The organism is Streptomyces sp. NPDC001920, from assembly GCF_053594495.1.
The window spans coordinates 565,090-581,625 of sequence record NZ_JBSFEP010000001.1; the positions used below are offsets into that span (position 1 = coordinate 565,090).

Here is a 16,536-nt window from a genome sequence, read left to right on the forward strand (position 1 = left end):
TGGTGAAGCCAGGCAGTGAGGGTCAGGAATGCAGGGGGTTGGCAATGGTGACGTAGACGGACTGGGTGTCGACCGGGCCGACGAGTTCGTCAAGGCCGTGCAAGCGTGTCAGCAGGTTGGCCTTGCAACGCAGGACCGGTGAGTCGAGCAGGAGGGCAGGCAATGACGTGTGCAGACGGGCGGGACCGGAGGCCACCTCTCCCAGGAATCGGCGGAATGCGGCGAGCAGCAGCCGTTCGTCGGCGAGTCGCTGGGAGCCGAACGCGCCGATGAGACCGAGCACGTTGTTGATCGCGAGGTAGTACGCGAAGCGCTCGTCGGTGACCTCGTCCGAGACGAAGGTGTCGCTGGCCTCGCCGATTCCGGGCATCCGGGCTTCGAGTTCCGCGCGCCGGGATTCACGGAAGTAGTAGCCCTGGTTGTCTCGGTACCGGCCGCCCGAGGGCCAGCCGTCGCCGTCCAGGAGAAGCAGGGTGTTCTGCTGGTGTGCCTCCAACGCAACGCCCGCCTCGGCGTCCAGCCAGAGCACCGGCCGGACCACGTGTTCGAGGTAGCGCAGGAACCACTCCGCGGTGACCGCTCCTCGCGGGCGCCCCGTCCTGGCGGCAAGCCCGTTGACCACGTCGGCAAGACGGGACCGCAGGGGGTGCCTGTCCGATCTGGGCCGGTCCGGAGCACCTCCGGTCTGCGCCTGAGGACGGGGCGAGACGAAGCCGGCGACGCATGACACGTCGTCGCTCGACCGGAACGGGTTGTGTCGGATCATCACGTCAAGGCCGGCCACGGGGGCACCCTCCGGCGCGTCAACGGCGAGCCAGGCCGGGTCACGAACGATGTCGAATCCCGGGTGGGCGGCCTGCCATTCGACCGAGAGGCCGCTGCGCAGGAGTCGATGGACCTCGACGCCACGGTGCAACTCCTTGCGCAGGTTCTCCCGTCGAGAGTTGGTGATGCGCAGGCCCAGCGACAGTTTGAGCATGGCGGCGGCGTCGGATCGATGAACGGTACGCACGGAGGAGGTGGGATGCCACGGGGCACCGTGGGAGCCAAGATCGCGGAGCAGTCCGGCTTCGAGCAGGGCCGCGATTTCGGGACGTTGCCGGACCTCGCGTGCCTGCCAGGGATGTAGTGGCAGTGCGGCGTACCCGTCGGGCAACGGCAGTTCATGGGCGGCCAGTCGGGCCGTGAGCTGGACCGCGGGGACGACGCGCCCGTGCTCGGTCCATGCCGAGTCGGTGGCGAGGAGGGAAGGAGCGACAGCGAGCCAGTGCAGAGGGAAGGAGCCGCGCACCTCAGGTGAGTACAGCTGTGCTTCGGCCTCGGACAGTCCCTCGCGGCTCTTCGGGGTGGGGTGGAACGGGTGCCCGAGCATGAGCGCCTGCTCGGCCGTGAGGAAGAGGTCGGCGCCTTCGTCGGGGTCGTTCCGGCGCTCGGTGAGGAAAATGACGGTTCGTCGCAGGGAGTCGGCGACGCGTACGACGAGGTCGGTAGTGGCGGACGTGGCCTTCGCTTCCGCGTCAGGCCTTGGCGCCGCGCTCGTGCCCGCCTTTGTGTCCGCACCTGATCCCGCGTGGACGCCCGCGTCCCCCTCGGCGCACTCGACAAGGCTCTCCCGGGCCAGCAGTGCTGTGAGCGTGACTGCGTCGATCGGCGGGGTGTGGTCGGCGGCGTTGGCCGGTCGCGGGAGGCCGAACCGATGCCACCCTGTGGGGGACCAGTAGTGGACCGGGACCAGCAGGGCCGTGCCGGTGGCAGGAGTGGGGATGCGGAGGAGCCCGTCCTCAGGGGCCGGCGCGTTGGTCTCACGGACCCAGCAGCGCAGCAGGTTCTCCACGGCGGCGGCCTGGGCTGCGGTGTGCGGGTCCGGATGCTCCAGGAGGTCGGCGGGGTCACCGTGCAGGGCGGCGGGCTCGCTGTCCGGGGCACAGGCCTGCGTCGGCGTTCGGACCGGCGACTGCCTCCCGACAGTCCCCTGCTCAGGGACACTTTGCTGCTGCGCGCCTCCCCCTGGCGCCGGAGTGTCTGTCGGCGGGTGGGTGCGAGCCTGCACGCCTGCGGCTGACTGTGCGGGTACAGGCGTACCCACTCGGCCGAAGGACCCTCCCTGACCGTTTCCGTGACCGGCTCCCTGACCAGGTGCAGCCGACGCGATTGTCGATACGGGCGGCTCCTGCTGAGGGGCGTGTGCCTCGGAGGAACCTCGTGAGCGGAGGTCGGCTTGTCCGTCGGATACAGGGCTGGTGATCAAGGCTGGTCCTCTGAGGTGGTTCAGGCTCGTAGGGCGGCGGTTTCTGGGGGTGGGCGGGCATGGGGCCTTTGCGCGCTTCATGGGAAGGGCAGTTGGAAAGGTGTGTCGGGTCGAGACGGTGTGGAGAGGGGAGTGCGGTGTCATCGGGATGGAGCTGTGCCTCGGGCCTACGTCACTCAGCCCTCCGTCCTTGGTCTGCCGCAGCCCTCCGTCCTGTGGCCTCCAATCACGCAGCCCTCCGTCCCGTGGCCTCCCGCCCCTCAGCCCTCGCTCACCTGACCTCCTCGCATCCATTGGCCGGGCGTCACTTGACGCCGCATCCGTTGCCCGAGCGTCACTTGGCCTCGCCCGCGGATGCGGCCTTCGTGAGGCTGAGGCCATCACCACCGATGCGAGAGCATCGGCCGGTACGCGCACGCTGGCGCCGCCGGCAGCCGCCGTTACCCCGCCCTATCCGCCCGACCCGCCCCATCCGGCTGTTCCGCTCCATCCCCTCGGCCACCGTGCCGCGGTCGGTGTCGGCTTGGCTGGAGCGTCCTGTCCGGACCGGCGTGGCCGCGGGACACCGCGTCCACCGCGTCGGCGAGCCGGTCCAGTACCGCGGCAGCCTGTTCGTCGCTGATGGTCAGGGGTGGCAGCAGCCTGATGACGCTGGAGTGGCGGCCTCCGAGTTCGACGATCAGGCCACGTCGCAGGCACTCCTGTTGGATGGCAGCCGCAAGTTCGGGTGCTGCCGGACGAGGGCGCTGTTCCCGGCCCCACTCGTCCGCCGTGCCTGCGTGTCGGGGGGCGGCAGGAACGTCCGTCGACAGGCCGTACGCGTTCCCGTCGGGGTCGAGCCCTGCCGACACGCCCCTCTCGCCCTCGGCCCACCCGGCTCCGACGGCACCCCGGCCGTCCTGCTCGGGGACACCCCCGCGCCCTTCACGAGCGCCACGCGCCCCCTGGCCTTCGGTCATGCCCTCGCCGGTGCCCTCGATCGCAGCAAAGGCCGCAGGCAGCCCATCCGCACGTGCGGGACCGTCCTCAGGCTTCACCACCTCGACCCCGATCATCAGCCCCCTGCCGCGTACATCGCCGATGCACGCGAAGTCGGTGGCCAGTACGGAGAGTCGGCGCAGCATCTGCGAACCCAGTTCGGCCGCCCGCTCGGCGAGCCGGTTCTCGCGGACGTAGGCGAGTGTGGCCGTGCCTGCGGCCATGGCGAGTTGGTTGCCGCGGAACGTTCCGGCGTGGGCTCCGGGTTGCCAGGCGTCGAGGTCGTCGCGGTAGACGATGACGGCCAGCGGCAGGCTGCCCCCGATGGCCTTGGAGAGGACCATGACATCAGGGGTGACGCCACTGTGCTCCACGGCCCAGAAGGAACCGGTGCGCCCGACGCCGGTCTGGACCTCGTCGGCGATGAGTGGGATGGAACGGTCGGCCGTGATCTCCCGCATACGCCGCATCCAGCCGTCCGGCGCGGGGATCACCCCGCCCTCGCCTTGGACGGGTTCGAGGATCATCCCGGCGGGGCGCGGCACGCCCGACTTGGGGTCGTCGAGGACGGACTCGGTCCAGCGGGCGGCGAGTTCGGCACCGCGTTCACCTCCGACGCCGAAGGGACAGCGGTAGTCCTGCGGGTAGGGCAGGCGCGCGACCCGTACGTCAAAGGCACCCCCGGAGGCTGCGAGGGCTCCGGCTGTCATGCCGTGATAGGCACCGCTGAAGGCGAGGATCCCGGTGCGTCCGGTCGCGGCGCGGACGAGCTTGAAGGCGGCCTCCACGGCATCGGTGCCGGCCGGCCCGCAGAACTGCACGCGGGCGTGGCGCGCGAGACCGGGAGGCAGGGTGTGGAACAGCTCGGTGATGAAGGCGTCCTTGACGGGTGTCGCCAAATCGAGGACGTGCAGCGGTGCGCCCGAGTCGAGGACCTTGCGAATGGCGTCCAGGACGACGGGGTGGTTGTGTCCCAGCGCCAACGTGCCGGCACCCGAGAGGCAGTCGAGGTAGCGGCGGCCGTCCGCGCCCTCGATGGTCATCCCGCGCGCCCGTACCGGAACGATCGGAAGGGCACGGGCGTAGGTGCGCGCCGCGGACTCGCGTGCCGACTGCCGCCGCAGGATCCCTTCATGCACGGCACGGGCCCTCGCCGACTCGGTCGTCCCCCCGCGCACAGATTCAGTCACTGCCATGGCTCCCTGTCCTCCCGCTGTCCAGGGGCGAGCAGGTGTGACGCATCCTCGCCCGCCCCGACATACGAAGCCCCGCGAGCGTCCACTCGAAACTCCGGGGAACTGGGCACTGGGGGCCGCTCACGGGCAGCAGGCACCCCACGGCTACCAACCGCGGACGGTGCACCGGGTTACGGGTTGCTTCAAGATCCTTGCTGTAGCGAAACCGTTGCCGTTCCGTCGGGTCTCCCCCACAGCGACCGCATAGTGTGTGATGCCGTCCCAACGCGCCCTGACCTCACGCGGAACCGGTATGTGACCAGCGGGAGTTCAAGGCAGCGGCACCACACTGTCACTCCAGGGGGAGTCAGATCATGCGATCGATACGGCCGTCGTCCACCGCTCGCCGCGGGAGGAGCGCGCGCCGCACAAGGTCCCCGCTGCCCGTGGTCGCACTCGCGGCCGCGCTGGCCCTCACCGTCACGGCCTGCGAGTCGGGCGATGCCGAGGCGGGCGGCGACGCCACCGCCTCGGCGGCGGCCGGAGGCGAAGGCGAGATCACGATCCCGGACGACATCAAGGACAAGCTCAGGGAGCACGGGATCGACCTCGACAAGTGGCGGGACGGCGCCTGGAAGCAGTGGGACAAGGAGGACTGGCTGCGCGAGGCCCAGGACTACATCAACCCGATCATCGAGGGGCTGTGGGATCCGGACCGCATGCGGGAGGCCGAGGACCCGGACCGGAGCGTCGACGACAGCGACATCTCCGGCGACCAGGGCGTGACCGACCCGGCTCCGCAGCCGGTGCAGGCACAGGCCGTGTCGCCCGAGTACCACGCCAACGCCCCTGAGGCGGGCAAGGTGTTCTTCGACTCGCCCAAGGGCACGATGGTCTGCTCGGCGACGGTCGTGCAGGACCCGGCCAACCCCGGCAAGTCCAACATGGTGTGGACCGCGGGACACTGTGTGCACGCGGGCAAGAGCGGCGGCTGGTACCGCAACATCGCGTTCGTGCCGTCGTACAACAACGCGGGCATGGGGAGCGCCGAGTTGGAGGGCGTGGCCAGGGAAGAGGTCGCTCCGTACGGCGTGTGGTGGGCCGACTGGGCGCAGACCTCGGAGCAGTGGATCGAGCAGGGCGGCGCGACGGGCGGGGACGGGGCGCCGTACGACTTCGCCGTGCTCCATGTGAAGCCGGAAGAGGGGAGCAACGGTAAGTCTCTTGAGGAGACGGTCGGTTCCGCTCTCCCGGTCGACTTCAACGCCCCGGCCGTCCCCGAGGTGGACAGCCTCAAGGCGATCGGCTATCCGGCAGCCGCGCCGTTCGACGGCCAGAAGCTCTACCAGTGCCAGGACAAGCCGGGTCGGCTGTCGCTCAGGTCCTCGGACCCGACGATGTACCGCATCGGCTGCACCATGACCGGCGGTTCGTCCGGAGGCGGGTGGGTTGCGACCGGCTCGGACGGCAAGCCGGCGCTCGTGTCCAACACTTCCATCGGGCCGGTGAAGTCGGGCTGGCTCGCGGGGCCGAGGCTGGGCAAGGAAGCCAAGGTCATCTTCGACTCGGTGAGCGAGAAGTTCGCCGGTCGGTGACGCACCGACGGCGGGGCGGTGCGCAGGAACCTTTACCGCCTCGCCGCTGTTCGCCCTCGACCGCACGGGCACAGTGGGGCGTCGCGTCCGAGAGGTTCGCAGCGCAGCGCGCACGCGCCCTGGGTCGTGGATGCCGCATACGTGCCCATCGGGCGGCCCGGGCGGCATCGAGGCAGCCGGCACCACTGCAGAGCACGTATCAACGGGGGGTCACCGCACCATGCGTTCCATACCTACGCCCGCAGCACCGCACCGCAGCCGGCGCTCGGTCCTTGCCATCACAGGAATCGTCGCCGCCCTCGCCCTGACCGCGACCGCCTGCGACGACACGGCACAGGACGCGGCGAGCGGCCAGGCGGAAGCGGCCGCATCCCAGGCTGCCGACATCGGCGACGGCAAGATCCAGATCCCGGCCGACATCGCGGACAAGCTCAAGGAACACGGCATCGATGTCGACAAGTGGACCGGCGGCGGCTGGCAGGACTGGGACAAGGACAAGTGGCTCAGCGAAGCCAGGGATTTCGTCAACCCGGTGATCGAGGGTCTTTGGAAGCCGGAGCGGATGCAGTCCGCGACGGAGGCCGACAAGACGGTCACGACGCAGGAAGCCGCGTCCGTCCAGGGCGTCAGCGACCCGGAGCCGGCACCGGTCCAGGCCTCCGCCGAGAAGACGCCGTACCACGAGAACGCGGCCCCGGTCGGCAAGGTCTTCTTCGACTCCCCCGACGGCCCGGCCGTGTGCTCCGGCACGGTCGTCAAGGACGTCAATCATCCCGGCAGGTCCAACCTCGTCTGGACGGCGGGCCACTGCGTGCACGCCGGCGGCGACGGCGGCTGGTACCGCAACATCGTCTTCGTTCCGGCCTACAACGACCTCGGCAGGTCCGCGGCACAGTTGAGGAGCGCGAGCCCCTCCGAGAGCGCCCCCTACGGCAACTGGTGGGCGGACTGGGTCTCCACCTCGAACGAGTGGATCCAGGGCGGCTCGCAGACCGGCGGCGCGGGTGCCGCCCACGACTACGCCGTGCTGCACGTGAAACCGGAGCGGGGCGCCCAATCGCTGGAGGAGACGGTCGGCGCCGCACTCGACGTGGACTTCTCGTCCCCGTCGGCCACCGAGGTCGCCCAGATGGGCGCCTGGGGTTACCCGGCGGCGCCGCCCTACAACGGGCTGCAGATGTTCAAGTGCATCGATCGGCCCGGGCGCTTCTCGCTGAGCCCGACCCTGCCGACGATGTACCGCATCGGCTGCACCATGACCGGTGGTTCGTCGGGGGGCGGCTGGTTCCGGGTGGTGGACGGCGAGACCAGGCTGGTGTCGAACACGTCGATCGGCCCGGAGGACAGCACCTGGCTCGCGGGACCGCAGTTGGGGGCGAGCGCCGAGGCGCTGTACCTGAACATGAGCAAGATGTACGGCGGTCGGTGACAGCCTCGCACGCGGACGTACCGAAGGCCCGTTCCCTGCGACAGGGGACGGGCCTTCGGCGTTGGCCTCGGCGTTCTACGGCAACGCGGACCGCAGTGCCACGACGGCTCAGGCGGTCGGCGCCGGAACGTACGGCGCGAGATCCGCCGCGAGCTCCTCGTGCACCCGCACCTTGAGCAGCGTGCCCTCCGGGGTGTGCTCCTCGGAGATCACCTCACCCTCGGTGTGGGCGCGCGCGACCAGCTTGCCGAGCGTGTACGGCACGAGCGCCTCGATCTCGACCGACGGGCGCGGCAGCTCGTTGTCGATCAGGGCGAGCAGTTCGTCGATGCCCCGGCCGGTGCGGGCCGAGACCGCGATGGAGCGCTTCTCGATCCGCTGCAGCCGCTGGAGCGTCAGCGGGTCGGCCGCGTCGGCCTTGTTGATCACGACGATCTCGGGCACCTCGGTGGCACCGACGTCCCTGATCACCTCACGAACGGCGGCCAGCTGCTCCTCCGGGTTCGGGTGCGATCCGTCCACCACGTGCAGGATCAGGTCGGACTCGCCGACCTCCTCCATGGTGGAGCGGAACGCCTCGACCAGGTGGTGCGGCAGATGCCGTACAAAACCGACCGTGTCGGCCAGTGTGTACAGTCGGCCGCTCGGGGTCTCGGCCCGGCGCACGGTCGGGTCCAGGGTCGCGAACAGGGCGTTCTCGACCAGCACACCCGCGCCCGTGAGGCGGTTGAGCAGCGAGGACTTGCCGGCGTTGGTGTAGCCCGCGATGGCGACCGAGGGAACCTTGTTGCGCCGGCGCACCTGGCGCTGGATGTCGCGGCCGGTCTTCATCTCCGCGATCTCCCGGCGCATCTTCGCCATCTTCTCGCGGATCCGCCGCCGGTCCGTCTCGATCTTGGTCTCACCGGGACCACGGGTGGCGAGGCCGCCGCCCTTGCCGCCGCCCATCTGCCGGGACAGCGACTGACCCCAGCCTCGCAGCCTCGGCAGCATGTACTGCATCTGCGCGAGCGCGACCTGCGCCTTGCCCTCCCGGGACTTGGCGTGCTGGGCGAAGATGTCGAGGATCAGGGCCGTACGGTCGATGACCTTGACCTTGACGACATCCTCGAGGTGGATGAGCTGACCCGGGCTGAGTTCACCGTCGCAGATGACGGTGTCGGCTCCGGTCTCCAGCACGATGTCCCGCAGCTCGTCGGCCTTGCCGGAGCCGATGTAGGTGGCCGCGTCGGGCTTGTCGCGGCGCTGGATCACGCCGTCGAGCACGAGCGCGCCCGCGGTCTCCGCGAGGGCGGCGAGCTCCGCGAGGGAGTTCTCCGCGTCCTGTGCGTTCCCGGAGGTCCAGACGCCCACGAGCACGACCCGCTCCAGACGGAGCTGGCGGTACTCGACCTCGGTGACGTCCTCGAGCTCGGTGGAGAGGCCCGCCACACGGCGCAGAGCCGCGCGGTCGGAGCGGTCGAACTGCTCGCCGTCCCGCTCTCCGTCGATCTCGTGGCTCCAGGCGACGTCCTCTTCCATCAGGGCATCGGCCCGAAGACCTTCGGGATAAGTGTGCGCGAGGCGCTGAGTGTCCTGGGAAGAGGAAGAAGAGGAGGTCATTGGGTCCTTACGTCGATGGGAATCCGTTGTGCGGCGACGGTGGCTGTGACGCTTCGGAACGAGCCCTTGCGCCCGAGACCGATCCGTCACTGTTCACAACGCACGAGTACCCCGGGAGATTCCCGCGTCCCGTGCCGCGCCGACCAGAAGATGGTCGCACGGCACGAGCCGTCTCGTCACCGTCTTATTTCTCGGTCCGACCGTCCCGCGCTGCGGGGTCCGCACCCTCCTGCCTTGCGGTCCGCACGCTCCACGCCGTGCGGACCGCGCGGTGCTGTTTCGCGGTCCCGCGGTCCTACTTCACGGTCGCCCGCGGTGCGGCGGACGCCCTGGTGGGCGCCTTGCCGGGCGTCTTCCCGGGATCCATGGACCGCCACTCCGGCTGCCCCGGCATCGGCGGGGTCTTCTTGCCGTACAGCCAGGCGTGCAGGAATCCGTCGAGGTCCCGTCCGGAGATCTCCTCGGCGAGCGCGACGAAGTCCGCGGTCGAGGCGGAGGTGTCCTGGTGCCTGCTGACCCAGGCGCGTTCCAGACGATCGAAGGCGGGGGCTCCGATTTCCTGGCGGAGGGCGTAGAGGACCAGGGCCGCGCCGTCATAGACGTTCGGCCGGAAGATGCCGGTCTTCTTGCCGGCGGTGGGCGCCTTGGGGGCGGCGGGCGGTCCGCCGGCCGCGCGCCAGCGGTCGGAGGCGGCGTACGCGGCCTTCATACGGGCCTCCAGTGGCCTGCCCGCCTTCTCCGCCGCGTACAGGGCCTCGTACCAGGTGGCGTGCCCCTCGCTGAGCCACAGGTCGGACCAGCTGCGCGGGCTGACACTGTCGCCGAACCACTGGTGCGCCAGCTCGTGCACCATGATCGCCTCGACGTACCACTTCGGGAAGGCGGACTCGGTGAAGAGACCCCTTTCGAAGAGGGAGAGGGTCTGGGTCTCCAGCTCGAAGCCGGTGGCGGCGTCGGCCATGAGCAGCCCGTACGTCTCGAACGGGTAGCGGCCGAGCTTGCTCTCCATCCAGGAGATCTGGTCCGGGGTCTTCTCCAGCCACGGTTCGAGCTGCTCGCGGTACTTGGTCGGCACGACGTCCCGTACGGGCAGTCCGTGCGGGCCGGTGCGGTGAAGCACCGTCGAGCGGCCGATGGAGACCTGGGCGAGCTCGGTGGCCATGGGGTGTTCGGTGCGGTACGTCCAGGTCGTCGAGCCGCCCGCCCGGTCGACGCCGGCCTGCAGGCCGTTGGCGACGGCCGTGTAGCCGTTGGGCGCGGTCACCCGGATGGTGAACATCGCCTTGTCGGAGGGGTGGTCGTTGCAGGGGAACACGACGTGGGCGGCATCGGCCTGGTTGGCCATGGCGAGGCCATCGGCGGTCCGCACCCAGCCGCCCTCCCGCTTCTCGCCGTACACGGGATCGCTGGTGTGCCGCACGGTGATGCGCGTCCAGTTGCCGTCGGACAGCGGCTCCGCCGGCGTGACCACGAGGTCCTCTCCGGCGGTGCTGAACGACGCGGGCGTCCCGTCGACCTCGACGGACTCGACCTCGCCGTGTGCGAAGTCCAGGTTGATGCGTTCCAGGTCCGCCGTCGTCCACGCGTCGATCCTGGTCACGGCCTGGAGGGGCTTGCGGTTGGTGCCCGGATAGGTGAAGGAGAGGTCGTACGACATCACGTCGTAGCCGGGGTTGCCCAGGTACGGGTAGAGGCGGTCACCGACGCCCAGGGGCGTGGCGGGGGCACTGGCGGCGACGAGGCAGGAGGAGACGGCCAGGGCGAGCAGCGCGGGTACCCGGAGGCGCCGGCGGGTCCGGGGACGAGGACGGGAAGCGCCAGGGACTGGTCGCTGGACCTTGGTGCGGGGGGTGAGCAGCATGCACCACGGCTATCAGCGCGAGTGCGCGGGACGTCGACGACGCGCGACCGGCCCACCCGAACGGGTAGGTCCGGTGGGTGCAGTGCTCGGGAACCGGCGCGGCGGGCGGGCCTACAAGGAGGCGGGGGAGGCCGCGAGCCGCTCCCTGGTGTCGCGGCTGCCCTCACGCCCCCTGCGTCATCGGTTGCGCCCTGCTCACGTCGTACACGCCCGCCACGTTGCGCATGGCCCGCATCAGCACGGGGAGCTGAGCCGCGTCCGGGAGCTGGACCGTGTACGTGTGGCGCACGCGCTGCTGGGTCGGGGGCTCGACCGTCGCCGAGACGATCTCCGCGCCCTCCGTGGCCATGGCTTCCGTGAGGTCCGCCAGCAGATGCGGGCGAACGAACGATTCCGCGACCAGGGTGACCCGGCACTCGGTGGCTTCCCCCCAGCGCACGTCGACCTCCGAGCGCCCCGCATCCTTCATGCGCGCCACCGCGGCGCACTCCACGCGGTGCACGGTCACCACTCCCCCGCGCACCGAGAAACCGGCGACCTCGTCGGGCGGTACGGGGGTGCAGCAGCCGGCCAGGCGTACGGTCGCGTCCGGCCGGTCGACGAGGACGTTGGCGGCGGCGCGGCCCACCGCTGCCTCGAAGGCCGGGCGGAGACCCGGTTCGTTCCCGGCAGCGTCCTGGTCGGCCGGCGCGTCCGCCGTGGCCCGGAAGGGCACCGTCCCGGCTGCGTCGCCCGCTTCGGCGGAACTCTCGCCCTGCGGTGCATGGGTGGTCAGCCACCGCTGGATGGCGATCCTGGCGGCGGGGGTGTGGGCGTGCTCCAGCCACTCCCTGGAGGGTTCCGAGGCCGGGTCCTGCCCCATGAGGAGCTGGACGGTGTCACCGTCCCGCAGAACCGTGCTGAGGGTGGCCAGCCGGCCGTTGACGCGGGCGCCGATGCACGCGTGCGCGTCCTCGCCGTACTGCGCGTAGGCGGCGTCCACGCAGGTCGCGCCCTCGGGAAGGCCGAGTGTGCCCCCGTCGGGCCGGAAGACGGTGATCTCGCGGTCCTGGGCGAGGTCCTCGCGCAGGGTGGACCAGAAGGTGTCGGGGTCGGGTGCGGCCTGCTGCCAGTCGAGGAGGCGGGACAGCCAGCCGGGGCGGGTGGGGTCCGCGCGCTCGCCGTCGCCGGCGGCGGCCAGTTCCTCCGAAGGCGGGGCGTAGGGGTTGCCGAGGGCGACGACACCGGCCTCGGCGACCTTGTGCATCTGGTGGGTGCGGATGAGTACTTCGGTGACCTGGCCGTCCGCACGGGCCACGGCGGTGTGCAGCGACTGGTACAGGTTGAACTTGGGGACGGCGATGAAGTCCTTGAACTCCGAGACGACGGGCGTCATACAGGTGTGCAGTTCACCCAGGACGCCATAACAGTCCGCGTCCTCGTTCACCAGCACGAGCAGTCGGCCGAAGTCGGTACCGCGCAACCGCCCGCGTTTTCGGGACACCCGGTGCACGGAGACGAAGTGTCGTGGCCGGATCAGGACTTCTGCCTGGATGTCGGCCTCGCGCAGGACCTTGCGCATCTCGTCGGCCGTCTCGGCGAGCGGGTCGTCCCCACGGGAGGCGTTCTCGACGATCAGCTCCCGGGTGTGCTCGTACTCCTCGGGATGCAGGATCGCGAAGACCAGGTCCTCCAGTTCGGTCTTGAGCGCCTGGACACCCAGTCGTTCGGCGAGCGGGATGAGGACGTCCCGGGTCACCTTGGCGATGCGGGCCTGCTTCTCGGGGCGCATCACACCGAGGGTGCGCATGTTGTGCAACCGGTCGGCGAGTTTGATCGACATCACGCGGACGTCGTTGCCGGTGGCCACGAGCATCTTGCGGAAGGTCTCCGGCTCGGCGGCGGCGCCGTAGTCGACCTTCTCCAGCTTCGTCACGCCGTCGACGAGGAAGCGGACCTCCGCGCCGAACTGCTCCCCGACCTGATCGAGGGTCACATCGGTGTCCTCGACCGTGTCGTGCAGCAGAGAGGCCGTCAAGGTGGTGGTCTCGGCTCCGAGTTCGGCGAGGATCAGGGTGACGGCCAGGGGGTGGGTGATGTACGGCTCGCCGCTCTTGCGCATCTGGCCGCGATGCGAGGACTCGGCCAGCACATAGGCGCGGCGCAGCGGATCGAGGTCCGCGTCCGGGTGGTGGGCGCGGTGGGCGTCGACGACATGGCCGATCGCGTCGGGCAGCCGGTCGCGTGAGGCGGGACCGAGCAGCGCGGCTCGGCCCAGGCGGCGCAGATCGAGGCGGGCGCGGGCCTTCCTGCGGGGCACGGCAGGCGTGGCAGGGCCTGCTACCGGGCCTGGCGTCGCGGGGTTAGTGGCCTCCGCACTCATGGGCACCTCCGGCTGCGTGGACCGGCGAACGGGGTGCCCCATGGCGGACACGGCTCAGGGGATGGCGACTTCTCCCCCGTCCGGGCCGGTGCTTGATGCTACCGAGCCCATCACGTGCGACTGACCGCCTCTCGCCGAGCGTGAAACGGATCACCCATTCGAGCGAGGCTTCGCAGGTTTACGGTTTCGCGCCATGTAACGAGCAGGAGTTCGCGATTCCGAACGTCTACGGCACCCCAGACGACCTCACATCCAGGACATGAGCCGCTCAGGGCTTTGATGCCAAGCCCGAAGGGGTATCAACGAACGAGCTGTTCCAGCCACTCCGAGTCGATCTCGCCCTCGGCCACGATCACCGCGGGACCGGTCATCTCGATCTCGCCGTCGGGCCGCTCGGTGATCACCAGGGTGCCGCCGGGCACGTCTACGGTGTACGTCACGGGGGTGCCGGTGACCGACGGGTCCGCCCCGTCCCGTCGCGCGGTGGCCACGGCGACGGCACACGCGCCCGTGCCGCAGGAACGGGTCTCGCCGGAGCCGCGCTCGTGCACGCGCAGCGCGACATGCCCGGGCCCCCGGTCGACCACGAACTCGACGTTGACCCCGTCCGGATAAGCCGAGGCGGGGCTGAACGGCGGCGGGGAGAGCAGGTCGCCTGCGTGCGCGAGGTCGTCCACGAAGGCGACGGCGTGCGGGTTGCCCATGTTCACGTTGCGCGCGGGCCAGCTGCGCTCACCGACGCTGACCGTGACGTCTCCTGCGGGGAGCAGGGCCTTGCCCATGCCTACGGTGACGTCACCGTCCTTGGCGATGTGCACGGTCTTCACGCCCCCGCGCGTGGCCACCGTGAGGTCCCCCTCGCAGACGTGGCCGGCGCGCTGGAGGTAGCGCGCGAACACGCGCACGCCGTTGCCGCACATCTCCGCGACGGATCCGTCGCCGTTGCGGTAGTCCATGAACCACTCGGCCTCGGCCGCCATGTCCTGGGCCTCGGGGTGCGCCGCGGACCGCACCACGTGCAGGAGCCCGTCACCACCGATGCCCGCGCGGCGGTCGCACAGCGCGGCGACGACGGCCGGGGGCAGGTCGATGTCGTTCTCGGGGTCCGGGACGATCACGAAGTCGTTCTCGGTCCCGTGGCCCTTGAGGAAGGCGATCCGCGTGCTCATTCCTCGATCGTACGGTGCCGCTACGACAGTGCCGACCAGAGACCCGACGGCCGCCTCAGCGCAGGCGGGCCACTCGCCACACGGCCAGCACGACGATCGCGGCGACCACCAGGCCATAGGCCAGCACGACCCGCCAGTCCGGTCTGCGCCCGGAGCCCCGCTGCGGCAGGCCGGGCCAGGTGTGGCCCACCCGGCGGGCGGCCATCATGCCCCAGCCGGCCGCGCAGGAGCAGATCAGCAGCCCCAGCATGGCGATCACGGCGCCGCTGTCGCCGAAGTCGAAGGCGAGCGGGAACGCGAACATCAGGGAGCCGACCGCGGCCAGGGACACGATGGGCGCGAGCTGCCAGATGCGCAGGCGGCGCTGCGGGCGCAGCTCGACCTCGACCTCCGGGCCGCTCGCGTACATCTCCTCGGGCTCGGGGCCGTCGTCGGTGACGCCGCCCTCCGCCTCGTCGGGCACGTCAGGGCTCAGACGGTCGCGGTCCTGCTCCGGATCGCCCGCTTCGGCGGTGACGTTCTCGGTGCTCTGTGCGGTGTCGCGAGGGCCGGCCTCCATCGCCACGCGCCCTCCCAACTCGGACTCCACTTGGTCGATCGAAGCTCGATGATGGCACGGCGCGGGAGGCCGGGATGACGGCCGGAGCGTCCCGATGCCATCACGTGATCAGGCTGTAACCGGTCGTTCGACCAACGCCAGTGCCAGCTGCGGAAGTTCTGTGAGGTCCGCCGCGGCCCCACTGAGCCAATGCACCCGCGGGTCGCGCCTGAACCATGAATCCTGGCGGCGCGCGAAGCGCTTGGTGGCACGTACGGTCTCGGCCCGCGCCTCTTCGAGGGTGCACTCCCCGGCGAGCGCCGCGAGGACCTGCTGGTAGCCGAGCGCGCGCGAGGCCGTACGCCCCTCACGCAACCCCTGCGCCTCCAGCGCGCGCACTTCGTCCACGAGCCCGGCGTCCCACATCCGGTCGACCCGGCGGGCGATGCGCTCGTCCAGCTCGGGGCGCGCCACGTCGACGCCGATCTGGACGGTGTCGTAGACGGAGTCATGGCCCGGAAGGTTGGCGGTGAAGGGCTTGCCGGTGATCTCGATCACCTCAAGGGCCCGGACGATCCGGCGGCCGTTGCCGGGCAGGATGGCCTGCGCGGCCTCGGGGTCGGCGGCGACCAGGCGGGCGTGCAGCGCCCCGGAGCCGTGCAGCGCGAGCTCTTCCTCCAGCCGGGCCCTGACCTCGGGGTCGGTGCCGGGGAACTCCAGGTTGTCCACGGCTCCGCGGACGTACAGGCCGGACCCTCCGACGAGAACCGGCCATCGCCCTTCGGCGAGCAGCGCGTCGATGCGTTCCCGCGCGAGCCGCTGGTACTCGGCGACGGACGCCGTGACCGTCACGTTCCAGATGTCCAGAAGGTGGTGCGGGACCCCGGCGCGCTCCTCGGGCGTCAGCTTTGCGGTGCCGATGTCCATCCCTCGGTACAGCTGCATGGAGTCGGCGTTGACGACCTCGCCACCGAGCTGCTGGGCCAGAAAAACGCCCAGATCGGACTTTCCTGCCGCGGTGGGTCCGACTACGGCGATGACACGGGGGGCGGGGGGTGCGCTGCTCACCGACCCAGTCTCGCAAACCTCAGGGGGTGGACTCGAACGGGTTACGTGACGGCGCAGGCTCGGGGTCGTTGCCAGTTGCGAGGTTTTCGCCGCCGTTTCGCGGAGGCGGCCACCCGGGGGCGCAAACGGACGCACCGGACGACGCGGAATTTCGACCGCACGAGTAACGTATGGAGTTGTTATGGGCGTTTTCGCACGACTTTTCCGGAGGTCGAAGGCCACGGAGGAGGCGTCAACCACCGAGGCGCAGGCCGACACACCATCGGCCGAGCCGGCGGCGGAGGAAGCGGCACAGGCGCAGGAGCCGGCCGCGGCCGAGGTCGCCTCCTCGACCTCGGCCGCGGCCGAGGTCGAGGAGGCGAAGACCGAGTCGGACAAGGACCGGTCCACGGCGGCGGAGTCCGTCGACGCCGACACCGACGACGGCGTCGAGATTCCCAAGCAGCAGTGCGCCGACGAGGCGGCCGACAGCGAGGCCGGCGAGGGCGCCCGCACGTAACTGCCCCGCGCG

11 protein-coding genes are annotated in these 16,536 nt (G+C 70.5%); 3 read left to right on the top strand and 8 right to left on the bottom strand.

Annotation, left to right across the window (positions count from 1 at the left end):
* Positions 1–22: 22 nt before the first annotated feature.
* Both ACWCPI_RS02295 and ACWCPI_RS02300 read right to left on the bottom strand, forming a co-directional pair.
* On the bottom strand, positions 23–2,086 hold the full coding sequence (locus ACWCPI_RS02295) for an IucA/IucC family protein (RefSeq protein WP_451036297.1): 2,064 nt from the start codon (positions 2,084–2,086) through the stop codon (positions 23–25).
* 602 nt (positions 2,087–2,688) lie between these two features.
* Positions 2,689–4,422: a diaminobutyrate--2-oxoglutarate transaminase family protein gene (locus tag ACWCPI_RS02300; protein ID WP_451036298.1), complete on the bottom strand. Its 1,734-nt coding sequence runs from the start codon at positions 4,420–4,422 to the stop codon at positions 2,689–2,691.
* A 353-nt stretch (positions 4,423–4,775) separates the two neighbouring features.
* Between ACWCPI_RS02300 and ACWCPI_RS02305 the strand changes: the two genes are divergently transcribed.
* A complete protein-coding gene (locus ACWCPI_RS02305; RefSeq protein WP_451036299.1) occupies positions 4,776–5,996 on the top strand; it encodes a trypsin-like serine peptidase in 1,221 nt (406 codons plus the stop codon).
* A gap of 220 nt (positions 5,997–6,216) precedes the next feature.
* Positions 6,217–7,425 (top strand): trypsin-like serine peptidase, encoded by a 1,209-nt coding sequence (locus ACWCPI_RS02310; protein WP_451036300.1) that lies wholly within the window; start codon positions 6,217–6,219, stop codon positions 7,423–7,425.
* A 108-nt stretch (positions 7,426–7,533) separates the two neighbouring features.
* Here ACWCPI_RS02310 and hflX read toward each other — a convergent pair whose 3' ends face one another.
* The 6 genes from hflX to miaA form a co-directional block, all read right to left on the bottom strand.
* Positions 7,534–9,027, bottom strand: a complete 1,494-nt coding sequence (hflX, locus tag ACWCPI_RS02315; protein WP_451036301.1) for a GTPase HflX — start codon at positions 9,025–9,027, stop codon at positions 7,534–7,536.
* Between the two features lie 295 nt (positions 9,028–9,322).
* Entirely contained in the window at positions 9,323–10,888 is a 1,566-nt protein-coding gene (locus ACWCPI_RS02320) for a M1 family metallopeptidase (protein WP_451036302.1), read from the bottom strand.
* A 163-nt stretch (positions 10,889–11,051) separates the two neighbouring features.
* Entirely contained in the window at positions 11,052–13,250 is a 2,199-nt protein-coding gene (locus ACWCPI_RS02325; RefSeq protein WP_451036303.1) for a RelA/SpoT family protein, read from the bottom strand.
* 299 nt (positions 13,251–13,549) lie between these two features.
* Entirely contained in the window at positions 13,550–14,419 is an 870-nt protein-coding gene (dapF, locus tag ACWCPI_RS02330; RefSeq protein WP_451036304.1) for a diaminopimelate epimerase, read from the bottom strand.
* Between the two features lie 55 nt (positions 14,420–14,474).
* On the bottom strand, positions 14,475–14,978 hold the full coding sequence (locus tag ACWCPI_RS02335) for a hypothetical protein (protein ID WP_451036358.1): 504 nt from the start codon (positions 14,976–14,978) through the stop codon (positions 14,475–14,477).
* A gap of 108 nt (positions 14,979–15,086) precedes the next feature.
* Positions 15,087–16,025 carry a tRNA (adenosine(37)-N6)-dimethylallyltransferase MiaA gene (miaA, locus tag ACWCPI_RS02340; protein WP_451036305.1) on the bottom strand — a complete coding sequence of 313 codons (939 nt, stop codon included), beginning with the start codon at positions 16,023–16,025 and terminating at the stop codon, positions 15,087–15,089.
* Between the two features lie 181 nt (positions 16,026–16,206).
* Between miaA and ACWCPI_RS02345 the strand changes: the two genes are divergently transcribed.
* Positions 16,207–16,524 (top strand): hypothetical protein, encoded by a 318-nt coding sequence (locus ACWCPI_RS02345; RefSeq protein WP_451036306.1) that lies wholly within the window; start codon positions 16,207–16,209, stop codon positions 16,522–16,524.
* The last annotated feature ends 12 nt before the right edge of the window (positions 16,525–16,536 follow it).

Coding starts and splice junctions, on each gene's coding strand:
- ACWCPI_RS02320 (WP_451036302.1), bottom strand. CDS start 10,888: ATGCTGCTCACCCCCCGCACCAAGGTCCAGCGACCAGTCCCTGGCGCT.
- ACWCPI_RS02325 (WP_451036303.1), bottom strand. CDS start 13,250: ATGAGTGCGGAGGCCACTAACCCCGCGACGCCAGGCCCGGTAGCAGGC.
- ACWCPI_RS02300 (WP_451036298.1), bottom strand. CDS start 4,422: ATGGCAGTGACTGAATCTGTGCGCGGGGGGACGACCGAGTCGGCGAGG.
- ACWCPI_RS02310 (WP_451036300.1), top strand. CDS start 6,217: ATGCGTTCCATACCTACGCCCGCAGCACCGCACCGCAGCCGGCGCTCG.
- ACWCPI_RS02305 (WP_451036299.1), top strand. CDS start 4,776: ATGCGATCGATACGGCCGTCGTCCACCGCTCGCCGCGGGAGGAGCGCG.
- ACWCPI_RS02345 (WP_451036306.1), top strand. CDS start 16,207: ATGGGCGTTTTCGCACGACTTTTCCGGAGGTCGAAGGCCACGGAGGAG.
- ACWCPI_RS02335 (WP_451036358.1), bottom strand. CDS start 14,978: ATGGAGGCCGGCCCTCGCGACACCGCACAGAGCACCGAGAACGTCACC.
- hflX (WP_451036301.1), bottom strand. CDS start 9,027: ATGACCTCCTCTTCTTCCTCTTCCCAGGACACTCAGCGCCTCGCGCAC.
- dapF (WP_451036304.1), bottom strand. CDS start 14,419: ATGAGCACGCGGATCGCCTTCCTCAAGGGCCACGGGACCGAGAACGAC.